The organism is Variovorax sp. MPBD4-3, from assembly GCF_058809745.1.
This window is the reverse complement of the sequence record NZ_JBXASW010000008.1, coordinates 1-19,637: the sequence shown is the minus strand read 5'-3', so window position 1 is coordinate 19,637 and position 19,637 is coordinate 1. Positions and strand designations below refer to the sequence as shown.

Here is a 19,637-nt window from a genome sequence, read left to right as displayed (position 1 = left end):
CCTCAACCGGTCGCCGGTCGAGGGGTAACGCCGCCATGACACAATCAAGCGATGTTCTGGACCTTACCGACCATCATGACCTGGACGCGCATCGTCGCGATCCCTTTGATCGTCGGCGTGTTCTACCTGCCGATGGCCGAGCCGATGCGCAACCTGATCGCCACGGTCATGTTCATCGTCTTCGCGGCCACCGACTGGCTCGACGGCTTCCTGGCCCGCAAGCTCAACCAGACTTCGGCCTTCGGTGCCTTCCTCGACCCGGTGGCCGACAAGTTCCTGGTCTGCGCGTCGCTGCTGGTGCTGGTCCACCTGCAGCGCGCCGACGTGTTCGTGGCGCTCATCATCATCGGCCGCGAGATCGCGATCTCGGCGCTGCGCGAGTGGATGGCGCAGATCGGCGCCAGCAAGAGCGTGGCGGTCCACATGATCGGCAAGGTCAAGACCACCGTGCAGATGGTCGCCATCCCGTTCCTTCTGTATGACGGGCGTCTCTTCAAGGTGATCGACACCGGTCTCTGGGGCCAATGGCTGATCTGGATCTCGGCCGTGCTTACCATCTGGTCGATGGTGTACTACCTGCAGAAGGCCATTCCCGAAATCCGGGCGCGCACCAAATGACCTCGGCGGTTCCGGCCCGCAATGCGGGCTGGCTGCGGGCGATGCCCGGGGTCTTCGTGCTGATCTGGAGCACCGGCTTCATCGTCGCGCGCTACGGCATGCCGTATGCGCCACCCCTCAAGTTCCTGGCTGTGCGCTATGCGCTGTCCCTGGCGTGCTTCGGCGTTTGGGTAGCGCTGGCGCGGGTCGCGTGGCCGAAGCAGCGCGCCCAGTGGGGGCACCTGGCGGTCACCGGCATCCTGATGCAGGCGGGCTACCTCGGCGGCGTATGGGCCGCGGTGCACGAGGGCATGGGTGCCGGGCTGGTGGCGCTGCTGGTCGGAATCCAGCCGGTGCTGACGGCGGTCTGGATGTCGTTCAACGGCGGGCGCATTTCCAAGCGGCAGTGGGGCGGGCTTGCGCTGGGTTTCGCCGGGCTGGTCCTGGTGGTGTCGCGCAAGCTCGGGCAGGGCGGCGAGGTGAGCGCCCTGACGATGGGCCTGGCGCTGATGGCGCTGGTCTCGATTACCGCGGGCACGCTGTACCAGAAGCGCTTCGTCGCGCCCTGCGATGTGCGCAGCGCAAGCGCGGTGCAGATGGCGGCGGCGCTGCTCGTCACGCTGCCGTTCGCGGCGCTGGAGCCGCAGCATATCGAGTGGAACCTGCAGTCGGGCGGCGCGATGGCCTGGTCGGTGCTGGCGCTGTCGCTGGGCGGGAGTTCGCTTCTATATATGTTGATACAGCGCGGCACCGCCACCGCCGTCACCAGCCTCCTGTACCTGGTGCCGCCCTGCACGGCGGTGATGGCGTGGCTGCTGTTCAGCGAGCCGATCACGCTGGTGACCGTGCTCGGCATTGCGCTCACCGCCGTCGGCGTGAGCCTGGTGGTGCGCAGCGAACGCTGAGCCGGCCGGCCCCGGTCTATTCAGCGTGCGCCGGCCTTGCCCGGCTTCCACGGTTCCGCCCGAAACTGCTCCGCGAGGTGATCGACCAGCAGCCGCACGCGGCGCGGCGTCTTCGGCCGCCATGGGGCGACCCAGTGGATGTCGGCGTCCGCCATTGCGTAATGCGGCAGCACGCGTACCAGTTCGCCGCTGGCGAGCTGCGGCGCGATGTCCCACAGGCTGCGCAGCATCACGCCATGCCCGGCCAGGCACCAGTCGCGCACCATCTCGCCCGAGTTGCTGGCAAGGCGGCCCTGCACGCGCACCCGCGCCGTGCTGCCGTCGCGCGCATGGCGCAGGCTCCACAGCGTGAACTGGCGCTGGTTGACCTCGCCGTTTTCACGCGCGACCAGGCAGTCGTGCGATGCCAGCGCCTCGACCGTGGCCGGCATGCCGCGGCGGGCCAGGTAGTCCGGTGACGCCGCCAGCACGCGCTGGTTGCGCGCGATGCGCCGCGTGACCCAGTCGGCCGCGCGGGGCTGCTGCACGGCCCAGAGCCAGATGGCGCCGTCGTAGCCTTCGGCGCCGAGGTCGGGCAGCTGCTCGGTCAGCAGCAGCTCGATCTGCAGTGCCGGGTGGCGGGTCTGGAAAGTGGCCAGCGCGGGCCCGAGCCAGCGCCGCCCGAATCCGAATGTGGCGGCAAGGCGGATCGTGCCGGCCAGCTCGTTCTGCCGCTCGCCGAGTTCGCTCTCGAGCGCGGCAAAGCCCTCGAGCAGCGTCTTCGCATGCAGGCAGACGGCCTCGCCCTCGGCCGTGACGCTGAGGCGCCGCGTGGTGCGATCGAACAGGCGCTGGCTCAGCCGCGCCTCGAGCGCGCCAAGCCGCTTGGTGATGACGGAAGGCACGACATCGAGCGTGTCGGCGGCGCCGGCCAGGCTGCCCTGGTCGCGGATGGCCAGCACCAGCGCCAAGTCGCCACGGTCCATCAAGGGGGAATTCATGCCGAAATGGAAAGTATGAATTGGCCGATTGTTGCTTGATGGCGGCGAGGGCGCAACGCACAATCGCCGACGTGACGACCTCGTTCCTCTCCTTCCCCACTTTCGACATTGCGCGCGACGGCGTGCGCATGCACGGCCGCATCGGCGGGCAGGGTGCGCCGCTGCTGCTGCTGCACGGTCATCCGCAGACGCATGCGATCTGGCACCGCGTGGCGCCGGCGCTGGCCGAGCGCTTCACCGTGGTCGCCCTGGACTTGCGCGGCTACGGCGATTCGGGCCGGCCGGCGGCCGATGCCGAGCACCGTGTCTACAGCAAGCGCGAAATGGCGCTCGACGCGCTCGCCGCCATGCGGCACCACGGCTTCGAGCGCTTCGGCGTGCTGGCGCATGACCGCGGCGCGCGCGTGGCGCACCGGCTCGCGGCGGACCATCCGGCGGCGATCGAGCGCATGCTGCTGCTCGACATCGCGCCCACCCTCGCCATGTACGAGCAGACGTCCGAGGCCTTTGCCAAGGCCTATTGGCACTGGTTCTTCCTGATCCAGCCGCCGCCGCTGCCCGAGGCGCTGATCGCCTCCGACCCGGTGCGCTACGTGCGCAGCGTGATGGGCGGGCGGCATGCGGGGCTGGCGCCGTTCGCGCCCGAGGTGCTCGCCGAGTACGAACGCTGCGCCGGCATCGCGGGCACGGCCGAATCCATCTGCGAGGACTACCGCGCCTCCGCAACGATCGACCTCGTCCATGACCGTGCCGACATCGCGGCCGGGCAACGCCTTGCACAGCCGTTGCGCGTGCTGTGGTGCGAGCATGGCGCGGTCGGCAAGGCCTTCGACGTGCTGGCGCTTTGGCGCGAGCGCGCGGCCGAGGTGTCGGGCCATGCCCTGCCTTGCGGCCACTACGTTCCCGAGGAGGCGCCCGACGCATTGCTGGCCGAGGCGCTCGAATTCTTTTCCCTTCCCCTACAAGCAGGAGCCACGTCATGAGCACCCAGAGAATCGCAGTCATCGCCGGCGACGGCATCGGCAAGGAAACCACGCCCGAGGGCCTGCGCGTGCTCGAGGCGGCGGCCACCAGGTTCGGCATCGACCTGAAGTTCGACCACTTCGACTTCTCGAGCTGGGACTACTACGAGAAGCACGGCCAGATGCTGCCCGACAACTGGAAGGACCAGATCGGCGGCCACGACGCCATCTTCTTCGGCGCGGTCGGCTGGCCCGAGAAGATCCCCGACCACGTGTCGCTCTGGGGCTCGCTGCTGATGTTCCGCCGCGAGTTCGACCAGTACATCAACCTGCGTCCGGCGCGCCTGATGCCCGGCATCATCGCGCCCGTGGTGCGGCGCGACGGCACGCCGCGCGAGCCCGGCGAGATCGACATGTACATCGTGCGCGAGAACACCGAGGGCGAGTACTCCAGCATCGGCGGGCGCATGTACCAGGGCACGTCGCGCGAGATCGTGGTGCAGGAAACCGTGATGTCGCGCGTGGGCGTCGACCGCGTGCTGAAGTTCGCATTCGAGCTCGCGCAGTCGCGGCCCAAGAAGCACCTGACCAGCGCCACCAAGTCGAACGGCATCTCGATCACCATGCCCTACTGGGACGAGCGCGTGGCCGAGATGGGCAAGAGCTATCCGGGCGTCACGCTCGACAAGTTCCACATCGACATCCTCACCGCGCACTTCGTGCAGCGGCCCGACTTCTTCGACGTGGTGGTGGCGAGCAACCTGTTCGGCGACATCCTGTCGGACCTGGGGCCAGCCTGCACCGGCACCATCGGCATCGCGCCGAGCGCCAACCTCAATCCCGAGCGCACCACGCCCTCGCTGTTCGAACCGGTGCACGGCTCGGCACCCGACATCGCGGGCAAGGGCATCGCCAACCCCATCGGGCAGATCTGGTGCGGCGCGATGATGCTGGAGTTCCTGGGCCACAAGCAGGCGCACGACGCCATCCTGTCGACCATCGAGAAGGTGCTCGCGCCCCAAAGCGGAGCGCCGCGCACCCCGGATATCGGTGGCAATGCGAGCACCTCGGACCTTGGCAAAGCCATCGCAGAAGCGCTTTGAACCGCAAGGGAAAAGGAGTTCACGAAAGGCCCCTAAAATCGCGCGCTCCGCTGATCGGCAAGGCGCCGTGTCTTATTGACACCCTGCAGACCAGTGGTTGTAATCCTCGCTGGCAGTGCGCTGCCGAGGCGTCAGGCCTGCCAGGTTCTTGAGTCGCACACATCGCGGCCAGGTCGCAGCTGACGAAAGCCGACCAACTTTTTTTCTACAAGGGGCCCTTGTGAACAAGACCGAACTGATTGAGCACATCGCAAAGAACGCCGACATCTCCAAAGCCGCAGCGACCCGCGCGCTCGAATCCACGATCGGCGCCATTCGTACCACGCTCAAGAAGGGCGGCTCTGTTTCGCTCGTCGGTTTCGGCACTTTCGCAGTCGGCAAACGCGCTGCCCGCACGGGACGAAATCCCCGCACCGGCGACGCGATTAAAATCAAGGCCGCCAAGATCCCGAAGTTCCGTCCAGGCAAGGCGCTGAAAGACGCGCTGAACTAAGGCGTTAGACTCGGAGAACAAATTCCGGTGGGGTGCTTAGCTCAGTTGGTAGAGCGGCGCCCTTACAAGGCGTAGGTCGGGGGTTCGAGCCCCTCAGCACCCACCACCACCAGATGCAAAGGCGAACCGCAAGTTCGCCTTTTTTATTGCCGTCCGACAGCCGTCGAAAAAGAGTGTTCAAGCATGTTTGAAGCCTTCCGCAAGCACACCAAGATCGTGATGATTTTCTTGTTCTTGCTGATCATTCCCTCGTTCGTGTTCTTCGGGGTCGAACGCTACCAGGGGTTCGGCGGGGACGAGAAGGTTGCGCGCATCGAAGGTCATGACATCACTCGCCCCGAGTGGGACCAGCAGCACCGCGTCGAAACGGACCGCATCCGCCAGCAGTCTCCCAACGTCGACCCGACGCTGCTCGAGTCCGATGCGCTGCGCTACGCCACCCTGGAGCGCATGGTGCGCGACCGCGTGCTGGCGGCAGCTGCTTCCAAGGCCAACATGACGGTGTCGGAAGACCGCCTCTCGCGCATCTTCGCGCAAGACCCTGGCCTGGCCTCGTTCCGCACGCCCGACGGCAAGTTCGACCGCGATACCTTCCAGCGCGTGACGGGCCGCACGCCCGAACAGTACGAAGCTTCCGTGCGTGCCGACATGGCAACGCAACAGGTCATGCTGGGCATTTCGGGCACGGCCTTCACGCCGCCGGCACTGGCCGCCACCACGATCAACGCCTTCTACGACAGCCGCGAAATCCAGGTCGCGCGCTTCGGCCCCGAGGCATTCGCCTCGAAGGTGACGGTGAGCGATGCCGACATCGAGACCTACTACAAGGACCACTCGGCGCAGTTCCAGGCACCGGAGCAGGCCAACATCGAGTACCTTGTGCTCGACCTCGACGCCGCCAAGAAGAACATCAACGTCAGCGAGGCCGATCTCAAGTCCTACTACGACCAGAACTCCGGGCGTTTCGGCACGAAGGAAGAACGCCGCGCGAGCCACATCCTGATCACCGCGCCGTCTAGCATGCCCGCAGCCGATCGCGCAAAGGCCAAGGCCAAGGCGGAAGAACTGCTGGCCGAGGTGAAGAAGGCGCCGAACACCTTCGCCGACGTGGCGCGCAAGAACTCGCAAGACCCGGGCTCGGCAGAGAAGGGCGGCGACCTCGACTTCGTCACCAAGGGCGCGATGGTCAAGCCTTTCGAAGACGCGATGTTCTCGCTCAAGAAGGGCGAGATCAGCAACGTGATCGAAACCGAGTTCGGCTATCACATCATTCACCTGACCGACATCAAGCCCGCAGTGGTGCCGCCTTTCGAACAGGTGCGTGCGACCATCGAGAACGAGGTGCGCTCGCAGCAGGCCACGCAGGAATTCGCGAAGGCGGCCGAGGTCTTCACCGACGCCGTGTACCAGACGCCCGACAGCCTCAAGCCCGCGGCCGAGAAGCTGAAGCTCACGATCCAGACCGCCAACAACGTGGCGCGCACGCCCGTGCCGGGTGCCAAAGGCCCGCTGGCCAGCCGCAACTTCCTGAACGCGTTGTTCGCTCCTGATTCGCTGCAGCGCAAGCAGAACACCGAGGCGATCGAAGTCGGCTCGAGCCAGCTCGCATCGGGCCGCGTGACGACGTACACGCCGGCGCATCCTGTGCCGCTGGCCGAGGTCAAGGACAAGATCCGTGCTCAGATCGTCAACGAGCGTGCTGCGGTGCTGGCCAAGGCCGAGGGTGAAGCAAAGCTCGCCGCATGGACGGCCAAGGCCGACGGTGCGACCTTCGGCGCGCCCATGACCGTGTCGCGCCGCGATGCGGCATCGCAGCCGCTGCCGGTGATCGACGCCGCGCTGCGTGCCGACGCCGCCAAGCTGCCGGCGCTGGTTGGCGTGGACCTGGGCGCGCAAGGCTATGCCGTGGTTCGCGTGACCAAGGTCGTCCCGCGCACGCCGCCGCCGGCCGAACTCGCGAAGCAGGAGCAGGCGCAGGTCGGCCAGTCGGTGGCCGCCGCCGAAGACGCCGCGTACTACGACATGCTGAAGGACCGGTACAAGGCCCAGATCCTGGTGCCCAAGCCGGCGGACCCGCTGCCTGGCGCAGCAGCAGCAGCCGGTCGCTGACCCGCAGCAAGAGTCTTTTCGACGCAAGACACGGCCCGAGCCAATGGCTCGGGCTTTTTCGTTTTGGTCGCACGAGGGACAAGCGGCGAACACGCTTCTTGCCAGAATCCCGCACATGGGAACCCTCTATCTCGTGCGCCACGGTCAAGCCAGTTTTGGTGCCGCCGACTATGACAACCTGAGCGAACTCGGGCACCGGCAGTCCGTTCGGCTCGGCGAGTACTGGCGCGAGCGCGGCATGGCTTTCGATGCGGTGATCACCGGCACGCTCAGGCGCCATCGCCAGACCTGGGAAGGCATCGCCAAGGGGCTGGGCCTTTCGCGCGACGACGTGCTGCCGTGGCCTGGGCTCAACGAGTACGACAGCGAGGCCGTCATTGCCACGATCCATGAAGGCAAGCTGGAGAAGCCCGATTCACCCGAGATGTACCGTCATCACTTCCGCTTGCTGCGCGAAGGATTGGGTGCCTGGATGCAGGGCAAGACCAAGCCTGCAGGCATGCCCAGCTATGTCGACTTCCTGGCGGGCGTGACCACAGCGCTCGACCACGTGCGCGACAAGCATCACGGCGCGCGAGTGCTGGTGGTGTCCAGCGGCGGCCCGATCAGCACCGCCGTCGGCCATGTGCTGGGGACGAGCGCCGAAACCACGATCGAACTCAACCTGCGCATCCGCAACACTTCGGTCACGGAATTCGCGTTCACCCCGAAGCGGCACATGCTGGTCACCTACAACACGCTGCCGCATCTGGACGGCCCGGCTTACGAAGACTGGGTGACCTACGCCTGAGTGCCTGGTCGTGGTTCGCGGGCTGGCTCAGGCCTGCCATACGCCGTAGCCGGCCTTGCGCAGCATGATGCCGAGCTCGACTTCCATCGAACGGGCGTCTTCGTACGGCATCGGGTTGTAGCGCTCGTAGAGCGCGGGCAGCAGGCGCAGGCCGAATTCCTCGACGAAGCTGTTGGCCTGGATGCCGGCCTTGTGCTTGTCGAAGCGGATGTCGGGGTCCAGCCCCGTCATGCCCACATAGACGAACGGCTTGCCGAGTTGGTAGTCGGGGTTGGCACGACGAAAGCGGCTGTTGTTCCAGACGCGGTCGTCGAGTTCGACCACATAGACGTGGTGCTTTGCGCGTGGTTTGCGGGGTGCCCGCGGCGGCATCAGCTCTTGCGCTTGATCAGGCCGTAAAGAATCAGCAGCACGATTGCGCCCAGCACCGAAGCGATGAAGCCGGCGCCCTGTCCGGCGATGTACCAGCCCATCGCCTGGCCCACGTAGGTTGCGATCAGTGAACCGGCAACGCCGATGATCGTGGTGATGATGAAGCCAGCGGAATCGTCCCCGGGCTTGACGGCGCGCGCCACTAGACCCACGACGAACCCGATCAGAATAGTCCAGACGATGCTCATGAAATTCCTTTGGAGGTGAGTGGCACTGGCGAAAGCCGGGCGGTACGCGCGGCCCTCTTTCATGATAGCGGAGCGATGTGGACCGCCGCGACACCGAGGGCGCGCGGCGTCCTACAGGAGGCGACGCAGCGCGGCGGTATACCCGTCGCATGCTGGAAAAATTGCCTGATGTCATTGGTCACGCGCTGCAGGGCGTTCGCGCGGGGCTGGACAACATCGTTTTCAATGCGCTCGGCATGCGGGAAGGCATGGCCACCATCGCCGTCACGAGCATGGCGTTCGTTGACCATGCGCCCATACCCGCGCGCTACACCGCCGACGGGGAGGGCGTGTCGCCGCCCCTGCAATGGACGGATCTGCCCTCGGGCACGGCTGCGCTGTTGCTGATCGTGGAGGACGCCGATTCGCCGACGCCCAACCCGCTCGTGCATGCCATCGTCGTGGGGTTGCCGCCCGAGAGCGGCTCTCTTGCCGAAGCTGCCATACCGAGCCCGGACAACGATGGCGCCGGCCTGCATGTCGGACGCAATTCGGCATTGCAGGCGATGTGGCTGCCGCCCGATCCGCCTCCGGGGCATGGAGAGCATCGCTATGCATTCCAGGTGTTCGCGTTGAGCGAGTCGCCCGAGTTCTCCGATACGCCCGGCCGGGAAGAGGTCTTCGAAGCCTTGCGCGCGAGCGCCATCGCCAGCGGCCTGCTGATCGGCACGTGCGAGCGGCCCGACGGCTCCATCAAGATCGAGGAAAGCGCGCCCGCCACAGGTCCGCTGGCGGCGGGTTGAGATGCACGAATGCGACTTTCGAGCAATCGAGTTGAAGTCGATCTTCAAAACAACGATTTTTAACGCTACAATCTGAGGCTCTGCGGTGGCTGTAGCTCAGCTGGTAGAGTCCCAGATTGTGATTCTGGTCGTCGTGGGTTCGAGTCCCATCAGCCACCCCAAAATATCTCCTTTGCGCTATTGCTCAATAGCAATCAAAGGATCACACCGCCGGACTTGCTCCGGCGTTGTCATTTCCGGCACCGCTTTCTGCGGCGCGCCATCTCTCATTTTCCTCCGCTGATTCGCATATCCCGTCCATGGTTGGCGCAACTTTACGTTGCGAGTTGTTGCATTAAAGCAATGAACTGAAGGTTTTTTGATCCCGAGGCACGTGCGTGACAAATGTAAATTGAATTAAAATCCGCTCGTTTTCAATTTCAGGAGTCCAACAATGGCTTCGACCCTCGCAGATATCAATTCCCAGATCAAGAAGCACGACGAGCAGATTGCGCAATTGCGCAAGCAGGCTGAAGACCTGCGCAACCAGGAGCGCGCTGGCGTGATCGAAGAGTTGCGCAAGAAGATTGCCGAATATGGGTTGACGGCTTCTGATCTGAAACTGACGGGCCGCGCTACCGCGGCCAAGCGCAGCACTGGCGCCGCTCCGGCAAAGGCAGCCGCCAAATACCGCGGTCCGACGGGCGAAACCTGGTCGGGTGGCCGGGGCCGCAAGCCGCGTTGGGTGACTGAAGCATTGGCAGCCGGCAAGTCGCTCTCCGATTACGAGATCAAGTAAGTGCCTGCGCTTTCGGTGGCAGGCAACTGCCCAATAAAAAAGCCCGCATCCGCGGGCTTTTTTATTGGGCGATGACGCGCTGCAGTCCGTTCAGTTGACCATCACGAGTTTGCCTTTGACGCCGCGCGAACCCATGTGGGCATAGGCGGCCTTCAATTCCGCCATCGGCATCGTGCTGTCGATCACCGGCTTGATCTTTCCCTGGCCGTACCACTGAGCCAATTCGGCCATCATCTGTGCATTGGCCTTGGGTTCGCGCTTGGCGAAATCGCCCCAGAACACGCCGACCAGCGAGGCGCCTTTCAAGAGCGTCAGATTCAATGGCAGCGACGGAATGGGGCCGGACGCAAAACCCACCACCAAATAGCGGCCCCGCCATCCGATCGAGCGAAACGCCGGCTCCGCAAAATCACCGCCGACCGGGTCATAAATGACATCCGGGCCTTTGCCGTCGGTCGCGGCCTTGATGGCATCGCGAAAACCGTTGGGCAGTGCGTGCGTGGTGTAGTTGATCGTCGCGTCGGCACCAATGGAGCGGCAGAGTTCACATTTCTCGTCGCTCGATGCAGCTGCAATGACCTTGGCGCCCGCGGCCTTGGCAATCTGGATGGCCGCCGTGCCCACGCCGCCGGCGGCGCCGAGCACCAGCACGGTTTCGCCGGCCTTGAGCTGGGCGCGGTCCATCAGCGCATGCCACGAGGTTGCATAGATCATGATGAAAGCGGCCGCGTCGACGTATCCGAAGCCTTCCGGCAGCGGCATGCACAGCGCGGCGGGTGCCAGCGTGTGGGTGCCGAATCCACCGGTGCCCGACAGGCAGGCCACGTTCTGGCCGACCTTGAGGTGGGTGACGCCTTCGCCGACCGCCTGCACGACGCCTGCGTACTCGGACCCCGGCACGAAGGGAAGCGGCGGCTTCATCTGGTATTTGTTCTGCACGATCAGCAGATCGGGGAAATTAAGGCTGGCCGCCTTGATCTCGATCAGCACCTGGCCGGGGCCCGGGGTCGGTGTCGGCAGTTCCTTCCAGGTCAGCGCATCGACGCCGGTGGGGTTTTCGCAAAGCCATGCGTGCATGCTCGGGTCTCCTTCGTGTGAGTCGGGTGAGGGCAATGAATGCGGGCGATGATAGGGGTCGCGGCAAGGCGGCCTTGTCCCTGCTGCGACGCACCCGGCGCCTACAATCTGGCGCATCCAGGACACCATGAAGATACTTATTTCCAACGACGATGGCTTTCAGGCGCCGGGCATCGTCGCTTTGCACGACGCGCTGAAGGACATCGCCGACGTCGAGGTGGTGGCCCCCGAACACAACAACAGCGCCAAGTCGAACGCGCTCACGCTCGCAGCGCCGCTCTACGTGCGCGAGGCGCACAACGGCTTTCGCTACGTGACCGGCACGCCGGCCGATTGCGTGCACATCGCGCTTAAGGGCTTGCTCGACTACCGGCCCGATCTGGTGGTCTCCGGCATCAACAACGGTGCCAACATGGGCGACGACACCATCTATTCGGGCACTGTCGGCGCGGCGATGGAGGCCTATCTTTTCGGTATCCCGGCCATCGCCTTCTCGCAGATCGAGAAAGGCTGGGCCCACGTCGATGCGGCCGGCCAGGTGGCGCGCCGGCTGGTGCAGCAGATCGAGCGCGAGCGCATGCTCGGCGGCGCGCCGTTCCTGCTCAACGTGAACGTACCGAACCTGCCGTTCGACCAGCTCAAGCCGGTCAAGGTCTGCCGCCTTGGCCGCCGGCACGCGGCCGAGAAAGTGATCACGCAGGACAGCCCGCGTGGCGAAACCATGTACTGGATCGCCGGCGCGGGTGGCGCAAAGGACAGCGGCGAGGGCACCGACTTCCACGCCACCGCCGCGGGCCACATCGCGCTGACGCCCTTGCAGATCGACCTGACCGACCACGCCAACCTCGGCCAATGGCGCGAGACGGTGGCCCGTCTCGGCAACTGACATGGCCACGCAGCGGCCCAGTTTCCCCGTTCGACTGACACCCACAGCTTCTGCCGCCACGCGCGGGCGCATGCCCGCCGCGCCGGTCAAGCCCATGGTGCCGTCCACTCCCTCCATGGCTTCGGACGCGGTGCGCGCACGCATGGTGCAGAAGCTTGCGGCGCAGGGCATCTCCGATCCGCGCGTGCTCCGCGCGATGGGTGCCGTGGAGCGGCATCGCTTCGTCGACAGCGCGTTGGTCAACCAGGCCTACGAAGACACGAGCCTGCCCATCGGGCTGGGACAGACCATCTCCAAGCCCAGCGTGGTGGCCCGCATGATCGAACTGCTGCTCGGCGCCCCGGCGCTGGTCGGCAAGCCGCAAGACAAGCTGGGCCGCGTGCTGGAGATCGGCACCGGTTGCGGCTATCAGGCTGCGGTGCTCGATCATGTGGCCGCCGAGGTCTACAGCATCGAGCGCCTGCGCGGGCTGCACGAGCGCGCACGCACGAATCTGCGGCACTTCCGCCTGGCCACGGTGCACCTCATGCTGGGCGACGGAATGATCGGCTATGCCAAGGGCGCGCCGTATGCCGGCATCATTGCCGCGGCGGGTGGCGAGGCCGTACCCGAAGCCTGGATCACGCAACTCGCGGTAGGCGGCCGCATCGTGGCGCCGACCCATTCCGCGAACGGCGGTCAAGCACTTGTCGTCATTGACAAGACCCCGCGGGGGTTGGAGCGGCTCATTCTTGAGGCGGTCCACTTTGTCCCCCTAAAATCGGGGATTGCTTGAAGGAATAACAAATGCAGGGTATTGGCAATCGGAGTTGGTTCGCTGGCATCACGTTGGCTTTTGTGCTCGTGATCGCGGGCTGTTCCACGCCGCGTGGGCCGGCGCCGGTCGAAGACCGCGGCACCATGACTCGCGCCCCGGCCCCCGGCACGGTTCCTGGCGGCCCGCCGATCACCACCGACGCGAACGGCAAGCCGCTTGCCGGCATTGAAAACTACGGCAAGCCCGGGTACTACGCAGTGCGTCCGGGCGACACGATTCGCCGCATCGGCATCGAGACAGGGCAGCGCTGGCAAGACATCGTGCGCTGGAACAACATCGACAACCCCGACCTCATCGAAGTCGGCCAGGTGCTGCGTGTAATTCCCCCGACCGGCTCGGGTACTTCCGTCGCTGCGGCGCCTTCGTCTTCAGCAACCAGCGGTTCTGAGGGCGCGGTCACCAAGCCCGTGACGCCGCCTCCCGTCATCGCGCCGGTAACGCCTCCCACCGGCGCAAGCAAGCCGCCGGCTCCCGTCACTGCATCTCCGGCAGGTCCGGGCAGCGGCGCGTCGGGTGACGAAGACCTCGGCTGGATCTGGCCCGCGAGCGGTTCGCTGATCGCAGGCTTCGACGAAGCCAAGAACAAGGGTTACGACATCAGCGGCAAGGCAGGCGACCCGGTGCTGGCCGCCGCCGATGGCCGCGTGGTCTACGCCGGCGCCGGTCTTCGCGGCTACGGCAACCTGATCATCCTGAAGCACAACAACACCTACCTGACCGCGTATGCGCACAACCAGGCGCTGCTCGTGAAGGAAGACCAGTCGGTTCAGAAGGGCCAGAAGATCGCCGAAATGGGCAGCAGCGATTCCGATCGCGTCAAGCTGCACTTCGAGATCCGCCGCCAGGGCAAGCCCGTCGATCCCTCGCGTTACCTGCCCAGCCGGTGATGCCATGGCTGCCTCCCGCCCCCGCCGCACGCCGCCTGTGCGCGGGTCGGCGGGCAAGGGCAGCGCGTTTCCGCCTTCCGCGGACCCTGCCGGCGAGCCACCCGAGCAAGACCCGCGCTCGATGCAGGGCGCGGCCGCACAGCCCGATGGTGCGACGGCCGATTTGATAGGCGGTGAGGGCGCCGACGCCCTCACCATCTACCTGCGCCAGGTTCGCCGCACCGAACTCTTCACTCCCGCCGAGGAGTACCAGGCCGCATGCGCCGCGCGGGCCGGCGACTTTGCCGCGAGGCAGTCGATGATCGAGCACAACCTGCGGCTCGTCGTGAGCATCGCCAAGGGCTATCTCGGGCGTGGCGTGCCAATGTCCGACCTGATCGAAGAAGGCAACCTGGGGCTGATGCATGCCATCAGCAAGTTCGAGCCCGAACGCGGCTTTCGCTTCTCCACTTACGCGACCTGGTGGATCCGCCAATCGGTCGAGCGCGCCGTCATGACACAGGCACGGGCGATCCGCTTGCCGGTGCATGTGGTGCGCGAACTCCAGCAGGTTCTGCGTGCCCGGCGCACGCTCGAAGGCGACGCCGAGTTCCTCGCTCGCCGACCCGACGGCGTGCGCGTGGAAGACATCGCCGCGCTGCTCGGACGTGACGTCCAGGCGGTGGCTGACCTGTTGGCTCTGGCGGAGGCGCCGCGCTCGCTCGACGCGGGCGATGCGCGCGGCGACGACGGCTTCACGCTGGCCGACACCGTGGCCTCCGACGACGAACAAGGCAGCCCCAGCAGCACCACGCACGCGCACGAAGTCGAGCGCCTGCTCGATCAGTGGGTGCATGCGCTCGACGCGCGCGAGCGGGAGGTGCTGGAGGGCCGCTATGGCCTGCACGATCGCGAGCCCGAAACCCTCGAGGTGCTGAGCGTCCGGCTGGGTCTCACGCGCGAGCGCGTCAGGCAGATCCAGAACGAGGCGCTGGCCAAGATGCGCCGCCAGCTGGCGCGCTCCGGGGTCGGTCGGGACGCGCTGTTCTAGGTGCTTTCAGGGTGCTTCGCCCGCGCTGAGACAATCGGGGGATGACGGAATCCATCGAAGAAAAGAAAGTCCCCACGAATCCCGGTGAAGAATGGCTGCAGGTCGAGTCGCTCGACCTCGACGCACAGGGCGTATCGCACAAGGCCGACGGCATGGTCGTGTTCATCGAAGGCGCATTGCCCTTCGAGGAGGTGCAGTTCAACGTCCATCGCCGGAAGAACAACTGGGAGCAGGGCACGGTCACGGCCATCCGCCGTGAATCATCACAGCGCGTGCGCCCGGGCTGCCCGCATTTCGGTCTGCACACCGGCGCCTGCGGCGGCTGCAAGATGCAGCACCTGGACCCGGCCGCCCAGGTGGCCGTGAAGCAGCGTGCGCTGGAAGACAACCTGTGGCACCTCGGCAAGGTCAAGCCCGAGAACCTGCTGCGGCCGCTCGAAGGCCCGGCGTGGCACTACCGCTACCGCGCGCGGCTATCGGTGCGGCACGTGGTGAAGAAGGGCACGGTGCTGATCGGCTTTCACGAGCGCAAGAGCCGCTACCTGGCCGACATGCAGGTGTGCCCGGTGCTGCCGAAGCAGGTCAGCGAAATGCTGATGCCGCTGCGCGCGCTGATTGGCTCGCTCGACGCGCGAGATACCTGCCCGCAGATCGAACTCGCCTGCGGCGACGCACCGGACTCGACCAGGCTCGGAACCATCGCGCTGGTGCTGCGGCACCTGGAGCCGCTGTCGCGTGCCGACATCGACCGCCTGAAGGCCTTTGCAGCGCAGAACGAAGGCGTGCAATGGTGGCTGCAGGCCAAGGGGCCTGACACGGTCAAGCTGCTCGAGGAGGGCGGCACGCCGCTGGCCTACCGGCTGCCCGAATTCGGCGTCACGATGCCTTTCAAGCCGACCGATTTCACGCAGGTCAATCCGCACATCAACCGAGCGCTGGTGGGCAAGGCGCTGCGCCTGCTCGACGTGCAGCCCGACGAGCGCGTGATCGACTGGTTCTGCGGCCTCGGAAACTTCACGCTGCCGCTGGCGAGCAAGGCGCGCGAGGTGCTGGGCATCGAGGGCAGCGACACGCTGGTGGCGCGCGCCACCGACAACTACCGGACCAACCAGCCCGCGACCTCCGCCCGTCGTGCGCTGTCACCCGCAAAGTTTGTCGCGCGCAACCTGTTCGAAATGACGCCGGCCATGCTGGTTGCAGACGGCAGCGCCGACAAATGGCTGGTCGACCCGCCGCGCGAAGGTGCGTTTGCGCTGGCCAAGGCCATGGCCGACCTGCATCAGCAGCCCGAACTGCGCACCGACGGCTGGACGCCGCCGAAGCGCATCGTGTATGTGAGCTGCAATCCGTCGACACTGGCGCGCGATGCCGGCCTGCTGGTGCACCAGGCGGGTTACCGCTGCACCTTTGCGGGGGTGGTCAACATGTTCCCGCACACGGCGCACGTCGAGTCGATCGCGGTGTTCGACCTGGAATGAAAAAAGGGCCCCTCGCGGGGCCCTTCTTCCTGGCGGGCGGCCCTCTGGGGGCCTATAGCTCAGTCGCGTTCGCCACCGAAGATGCCCAGCAGGGCCAGCAGGCTCTGGAACACGTTGAACAGGTCCAGGTAAAGCGCGAGCGTGGCAGTGATGTAGTTGGTTTCGCCGCCGTCCATGATCTGCTTCAGGTCATAGAGCATGTAGGCCGAGAAGATGCCGATGGCGGCCACCGAGATGACCAGCATGCCGGTGCTCGAGCCCACGAACACGTTGATGATGGCGCCGAACATCAGCACCATCGCGCCGACGAACAGGAACTTGCCCATGCCCGACAGGTCGCGCTTGATGACCGTGGCCAGCGAGGCCATCACGAAGAACACGCCGGCGGTACCGCCGAAGGCCGTCATGATGAGTTCCGAGCCGTTCTTGAAGCCCAGCACCATCGCGATCAGGCGCGACAGCATCAGGCCCATGAAGAAGGTGAAGCCCAGCAGCACCGGCACGCCGGCTGCGGAGTTCTTGGTCTTCTCGATGGCGAACATGAAACCGAACGCGCCGCCGAGGAACACGATGAGGCCGAGGCCGCCCGTGAGCGAGCGTGTGATGCCGGTGCTGACGCCGACCCAGGCGCCCAGCACGGTGGGCAGCAGGCTGAGCGCGAGCAGCCAGTAGGTGTTGCGCAGCACGCGCTGGCGTTCTGCCTGGGCCAGCGGCTGGCCGTAGCCTGTGGAGGTGTCGAGGGTGGTAACGCGGTCGTTCATGGCCGGAGCTCCTGTGGTTGCTGCTAAGACGCAGTTGGGGCGCATTCTAGGGGGCTGCAAGAGCAGGTTTCGATAAAGACCGTATGCAGGATGTTCCCAAGCTTGGCACCTGCCCGAAGGCACTGCTGGCTGCGTGGCCGTTATGCTGTGGGGTTTTTACGCAACCTGAGCCAAACCATGAAGACCAAGTCATTCCTCGAACTCGCCGACGTCAAGACCATCGCCGCAGCGGCAGAAGCCGAGGCCCTCAAGAACAACTGGGCTGTCACCATCGCCATTTCGGACGACGCCGGCAACCTGCTCTGGCTGCAGCGCCTGGACGGTGCCGCTGCTTTGTCGTCGCACATCGCCCCCGCCAAGGCCCATACGGCTGCCATGGGCCGCCGCGAGAGCAAGGTCTATGAAGACATCATCAACGGCGGCCGTACCGCGTTCCTGACCGCGCCTGAAGTGCAGGGCCTGCTCGAAGGCGGCGTGCCGATCGTGAAGGACGGACACGTGATCGGCGCAGTCGGCGTGAGCGGCGTGAAGTCGAATGAAGACGCGCAGATCGCCAAGGCGGGCATCGCGGCGCTCGGCCTCTGATTCTTTTAGGAATCGCATAAAGCAAAACGCCGACTTCAAGGTCGGCGTTTTCTTTTTGAAGGCTTCAGCGGAAAAAAAGCTTGGCTAGTCGGCGAACCGTTGGCTAGCAAAAAACGACCCTTCGGAGATGAATCTCCTTGAGTCGCCCCACGATGAAACTTGCGCGAGGGGCGGGCTGAACGACCTTACTTGGTCAGGATCAGCTTGCCGAGTTTGGTGGCTTGAAGCCGATAGAGGGAACCGTTGTGCATGATGCCCACCGTCTTGCTTCCTTTAAGAAGCTCCGTGCTTTCGACCATCGGGACCGGACGCGTTGCCTGGATCGAATGGCCGCCACCCGACTGGTCGAGCGAAGGATGGTTCAGAACAGAAAAGGCGTTGGGGGTGGCTGGCATTTGAAGTTCCCTTATCGAAGCGATGACTGAATGATAATGATTCGCAATAAAAAATCAATAGCCGCGATCAACTTTTTTTCGATCGCGATTCAGCTCACTTCGTATCGGGCTCCGTGATGAAGCCGATCTTGCGCACGCCGGCTTCGCGGGCCTCGGACATGGCCTTGGCCACGCGCTCGTAGCGCACGGCCTTGTCGCCACGGATGTGCAGTTCGGGCTGAGGGTCCTTGGCGGCTTCGGCGGCCAGGCGGCCTGGCAACTCGCTGTCGTCGATCTTCTGCTCGTTCCAGTAGTACTCGCCATTGGCCGTGATGCTGAACAGGATGTTCTGCGGCTTGGGCTGTTCCGGCTCGCTGGTGGCGCGCGGCAGGTCGATGTTGACCGCGTGCTTCATCACCGGCACGGTAATGATGAAGATGATCAGGAGCACCAGCATGACGTCCACCAGCGGCGTCATGTTGATCTCGTTCATCACCTCATCGGGCTCGTCTTGGGTTCCGAAAGCCATGATGCTCAGCCCTTCTTGAGCGGAACCACGATCGCTTCGGTGCCGCTCTGGACGCGGGCGCCGGTCACGAAGTAGGCGTGCAGGTCGTGGGCGAAGGCGTTCAGCTTGGTCAGCACGAACTTGTTGCCGCGCACCAGCGCGTTGTAGCCGAGCACCGCGGGAATGGCCACCGCCAGGCCCAGCGCCGTCATGATCAGTGCCTCACCGATCGGACCCGCGACCTTGTCGATGGTCGCCTGGCCGGCCGAGCCGATGCTCATCAGCGCGTGGTAGATGCCCCAGACCGTGCCGAACAGGCCGATGAACGGCGCGGTCGAGCCGACAGACGCCAGGATCGCCAGGCCGGTCTGCAGGCGAGCGGTGAATGCGTCAATGCCGTTGCGCAGGGAGCGCGTGATCCAGTCGCTCACGTCCAGCGCGTCATGCAGATGGGCCTTGGTGTTGCGGTGGTGCGCCGCGGCTTCGCGGCCTTCGAGGGCCAACGCGCGGAACGGGTTGCTGTCGTCCTTGCCGAGCTTGTTCAGCGCGGTCGCGAAGTCCTCGCTGTGCCAGAAGTCCTGCGAGTGCTTGGCAAGGCGCTTGTAGCGGATGACGTCGAGTGCCTTGATGATGATCACGATCCATGACGCAAGCGACATGCCGATCAACAGCACAGCCACGGCCTTGGTGACGAAATCGCCTTGGTTCCAGACGTTCATCAAGCCAAATTGGGAATCCATACGAAGTTGCTCCAGAGAAAAATTAGTTCAGAACGTAGTTGACGGGGGCGTCATAGGACATGGCCTGCACCACTCCATTGACCTTGCCGGGAACGAACCGGCATTTCAGGATGTATTCCACGGCGGCTTCGTCGAGACGGTCGAAGCCGCTGGATTTCTTGACCTCGGCGCTCTTGGGCAGTCCGTCGACGCCGACGAGCACCCGCACGATGACCTTGCCCTGTTCGCCGAGCCGTTTGCTCATGGCCGGGTAGGTGGCCTTGGGGTTTTGCAGATAGTCGGCGTTGCTCGACGGCAACTGCACGGCGGGCGGTGCCGGCGGAGCAGGTGGCGGTGCGGGCGGCGCTGGGGGCGCGGGCGGTGCCGGCGGAGCAG

General features: G+C 65.2%; 24 protein-coding genes and 2 tRNA genes. 17 read left to right on the top strand and 9 right to left on the bottom strand.

What is annotated here, in order from left to right; translation table 11 throughout:
* The first annotated feature begins 51 nt into the window (after positions 1-51).
* Both pgsA and AC1RVW_RS06770 read left to right on the top strand, forming a co-directional pair.
* The gene (pgsA, locus tag AC1RVW_RS06775) at positions 52-618 is read left to right on the top strand and encodes a CDP-diacylglycerol--glycerol-3-phosphate 3-phosphatidyltransferase (protein ID WP_106933864.1); all 567 of its coding nucleotides are present in this window, start codon (positions 52-54) and stop codon (positions 616-618) included.
* Positions 615-1,502, top strand: coding sequence for a DMT family transporter (locus AC1RVW_RS06770; protein WP_106933865.1), 888 nt, complete (start codon positions 615-617; stop codon positions 1,500-1,502). The genes pgsA and AC1RVW_RS06770 overlap by 4 nt, the downstream gene beginning before the upstream one ends.
* 20 nt (positions 1,503-1,522) lie before the next feature.
* On the opposite strand, the gene AC1RVW_RS06765 is transcribed toward AC1RVW_RS06770, so the two are convergent.
* Positions 1,523-2,482 carry a LysR substrate-binding domain-containing protein gene (locus AC1RVW_RS06765; protein ID WP_106933866.1) on the bottom strand — a complete coding sequence of 320 codons (960 nt, stop codon included), beginning with the start codon at positions 2,480-2,482 and terminating at the stop codon, positions 1,523-1,525.
* 38 nt (positions 2,483-2,520) lie between these two features.
* Here AC1RVW_RS06765 and AC1RVW_RS06760 point away from each other — a divergent pair, with 38 nt between their 5' ends.
* The 6 genes from AC1RVW_RS06760 to AC1RVW_RS06735 all read left to right on the top strand — a co-directional run bounded on the left by AC1RVW_RS06760 (position 2,521) and on the right by AC1RVW_RS06735 (position 7,939).
* Entirely contained in the window at positions 2,521-3,465 is a 945-nt protein-coding gene (locus AC1RVW_RS06760) for an alpha/beta fold hydrolase (RefSeq protein WP_493199001.1), read from the top strand.
* A complete protein-coding gene (locus AC1RVW_RS06755) occupies positions 3,462-4,547 on the top strand; it encodes a tartrate dehydrogenase (RefSeq protein WP_106933868.1) in 1,086 nt (361 codons plus the stop codon). Before AC1RVW_RS06760 ends, AC1RVW_RS06755 begins: the two co-directional genes overlap by 4 nt.
* A 220-nt stretch (positions 4,548-4,767) precedes the next feature.
* Positions 4,768-5,040 (top strand): HU family DNA-binding protein, encoded by a 273-nt coding sequence (locus AC1RVW_RS06750; RefSeq protein ID WP_007830705.1) that lies wholly within the window; start codon positions 4,768-4,770, stop codon positions 5,038-5,040.
* Positions 5,041-5,070: 30 nt separating this feature from the next.
* Positions 5,071-5,146 (top strand) — tRNA-Val (locus AC1RVW_RS06745).
* Positions 5,147-5,223: 77 nt separating this feature from the next.
* Positions 5,224-7,149: a SurA N-terminal domain-containing protein gene (locus AC1RVW_RS06740; RefSeq protein ID WP_106933869.1), complete on the top strand. Its 1,926-nt coding sequence runs from the start codon at positions 5,224-5,226 to the stop codon at positions 7,147-7,149.
* A 115-nt stretch (positions 7,150-7,264) separates the two neighbouring features.
* Positions 7,265-7,939, top strand: coding sequence for a histidine phosphatase family protein (locus AC1RVW_RS06735; RefSeq protein ID WP_106933870.1), 675 nt, complete (start codon positions 7,265-7,267; stop codon positions 7,937-7,939).
* A 27-nt stretch (positions 7,940-7,966) separates the two neighbouring features.
* On the opposite strand, the gene AC1RVW_RS06730 is transcribed toward AC1RVW_RS06735, so the two are convergent.
* Both AC1RVW_RS06730 and AC1RVW_RS06725 read right to left on the bottom strand, forming a co-directional pair.
* Positions 7,967-8,311: a hypothetical protein gene (locus tag AC1RVW_RS06730; protein ID WP_106933871.1), complete on the bottom strand. Its 345-nt coding sequence runs from the start codon at positions 8,309-8,311 to the stop codon at positions 7,967-7,969.
* The gene (locus AC1RVW_RS06725; RefSeq protein WP_081268666.1) at positions 8,311-8,559 is read right to left on the bottom strand and encodes a GlsB/YeaQ/YmgE family stress response membrane protein; all 249 of its coding nucleotides are present in this window, start codon (positions 8,557-8,559) and stop codon (positions 8,311-8,313) included. The genes AC1RVW_RS06730 and AC1RVW_RS06725 overlap by 1 nt, the downstream gene beginning before the upstream one ends.
* 149 nt (positions 8,560-8,708) lie before the next feature.
* Here AC1RVW_RS06725 and AC1RVW_RS06720 point away from each other — a divergent pair, with 149 nt between their 5' ends.
* The 3 genes from AC1RVW_RS06720 (at position 8,709) to AC1RVW_RS06710 (ending at position 10,119) form a co-directional block, all read left to right on the top strand.
* A complete protein-coding gene (locus tag AC1RVW_RS06720) occupies positions 8,709-9,341 on the top strand; it encodes a YbhB/YbcL family Raf kinase inhibitor-like protein (RefSeq protein WP_493198839.1) in 633 nt (210 codons plus the stop codon).
* An 85-nt stretch (positions 9,342-9,426) separates the two neighbouring features.
* Positions 9,427-9,502, top strand: a tRNA-His gene (locus AC1RVW_RS06715).
* 272 nt (positions 9,503-9,774) lie between these two features.
* Positions 9,775-10,119, top strand: coding sequence for an H-NS histone family protein (locus AC1RVW_RS06710; RefSeq protein ID WP_081268668.1), 345 nt, complete (start codon positions 9,775-9,777; stop codon positions 10,117-10,119).
* Positions 10,120-10,209: 90 nt separating this feature from the next.
* Here AC1RVW_RS06710 and AC1RVW_RS06705 read toward each other — a convergent pair whose 3' ends face one another.
* Positions 10,210-11,196 carry an NADPH:quinone oxidoreductase family protein gene (locus AC1RVW_RS06705; protein ID WP_081268669.1) on the bottom strand — a complete coding sequence of 329 codons (987 nt, stop codon included), beginning with the start codon at positions 11,194-11,196 and terminating at the stop codon, positions 10,210-10,212.
* A gap of 127 nt (positions 11,197-11,323) precedes the next feature.
* On the opposite strand from AC1RVW_RS06705, the gene surE reads away from it, so the two are divergent.
* From surE to rlmD, 5 genes are read left to right on the top strand one after another with little or no spacing between them, the layout of a single operon-like run.
* Positions 11,324-12,082 carry a 5'/3'-nucleotidase SurE gene (gene surE, locus AC1RVW_RS06700; protein WP_106933873.1) on the top strand — a complete coding sequence of 253 codons (759 nt, stop codon included), beginning with the start codon at positions 11,324-11,326 and terminating at the stop codon, positions 12,080-12,082.
* A 1-nt stretch (position 12,083) separates the two neighbouring features.
* Positions 12,084-12,857 carry a protein-L-isoaspartate(D-aspartate) O-methyltransferase gene (locus tag AC1RVW_RS06695; protein ID WP_106933874.1) on the top strand — a complete coding sequence of 258 codons (774 nt, stop codon included), beginning with the start codon at positions 12,084-12,086 and terminating at the stop codon, positions 12,855-12,857.
* 11 nt (positions 12,858-12,868) lie between these two features.
* Positions 12,869-13,786, top strand: coding sequence for a peptidoglycan DD-metalloendopeptidase family protein (locus AC1RVW_RS06690; protein WP_493198835.1), 918 nt, complete (start codon positions 12,869-12,871; stop codon positions 13,784-13,786).
* Between the two features lie 4 nt (positions 13,787-13,790).
* Positions 13,791-14,816: a sigma-70 family RNA polymerase sigma factor gene (locus AC1RVW_RS06685; RefSeq protein ID WP_493198833.1), complete on the top strand. Its 1,026-nt coding sequence runs from the start codon at positions 13,791-13,793 to the stop codon at positions 14,814-14,816.
* A 41-nt stretch (positions 14,817-14,857) separates the two neighbouring features.
* On the top strand, positions 14,858-16,294 hold the full coding sequence (gene rlmD / locus AC1RVW_RS06680; protein ID WP_285414497.1) for a 23S rRNA (uracil(1939)-C(5))-methyltransferase RlmD: 1,437 nt from the start codon (positions 14,858-14,860) through the stop codon (positions 16,292-16,294).
* A gap of 59 nt (positions 16,295-16,353) precedes the next feature.
* On the opposite strand, the gene AC1RVW_RS06675 is transcribed toward rlmD, so the two are convergent.
* Positions 16,354-17,055, bottom strand: coding sequence for a Bax inhibitor-1/YccA family protein (locus AC1RVW_RS06675; RefSeq protein WP_081268675.1), 702 nt, complete (start codon positions 17,053-17,055; stop codon positions 16,354-16,356).
* Positions 17,056-17,232: 177 nt separating this feature from the next.
* Between AC1RVW_RS06675 and AC1RVW_RS06670 the strand changes: the two genes are divergently transcribed.
* Positions 17,233-17,640: a GlcG/HbpS family heme-binding protein gene (locus tag AC1RVW_RS06670; RefSeq protein ID WP_081268676.1), complete on the top strand. Its 408-nt coding sequence runs from the start codon at positions 17,233-17,235 to the stop codon at positions 17,638-17,640.
* Between the two features lie 185 nt (positions 17,641-17,825).
* Here AC1RVW_RS06670 and hemP read toward each other — a convergent pair whose 3' ends face one another.
* The 4 genes from hemP to AC1RVW_RS06650 all read right to left on the bottom strand — a co-directional run.
* Complete coding sequence (gene hemP, locus AC1RVW_RS06665; protein WP_081268677.1) at positions 17,826-18,035, bottom strand: hemin uptake protein HemP; 210 nt, start codon at positions 18,033-18,035, stop codon at positions 17,826-17,828.
* Positions 18,036-18,129: 94 nt separating this feature from the next.
* Positions 18,130-18,543, bottom strand: a complete 414-nt coding sequence (locus tag AC1RVW_RS06660; protein ID WP_081268678.1) for an ExbD/TolR family protein — start codon at positions 18,541-18,543, stop codon at positions 18,130-18,132.
* A 5-nt stretch (positions 18,544-18,548) separates the two neighbouring features.
* Complete coding sequence (locus AC1RVW_RS06655) at positions 18,549-19,262, bottom strand: MotA/TolQ/ExbB proton channel family protein (protein WP_081268679.1); 714 nt, start codon at positions 19,260-19,262, stop codon at positions 18,549-18,551.
* A gap of 22 nt (positions 19,263-19,284) precedes the next feature.
* Positions 19,285-19,637 (bottom strand): energy transducer TonB (locus AC1RVW_RS06650; RefSeq protein ID WP_493198829.1); only part of this gene is annotated, 353 nt, incomplete at its 5' end.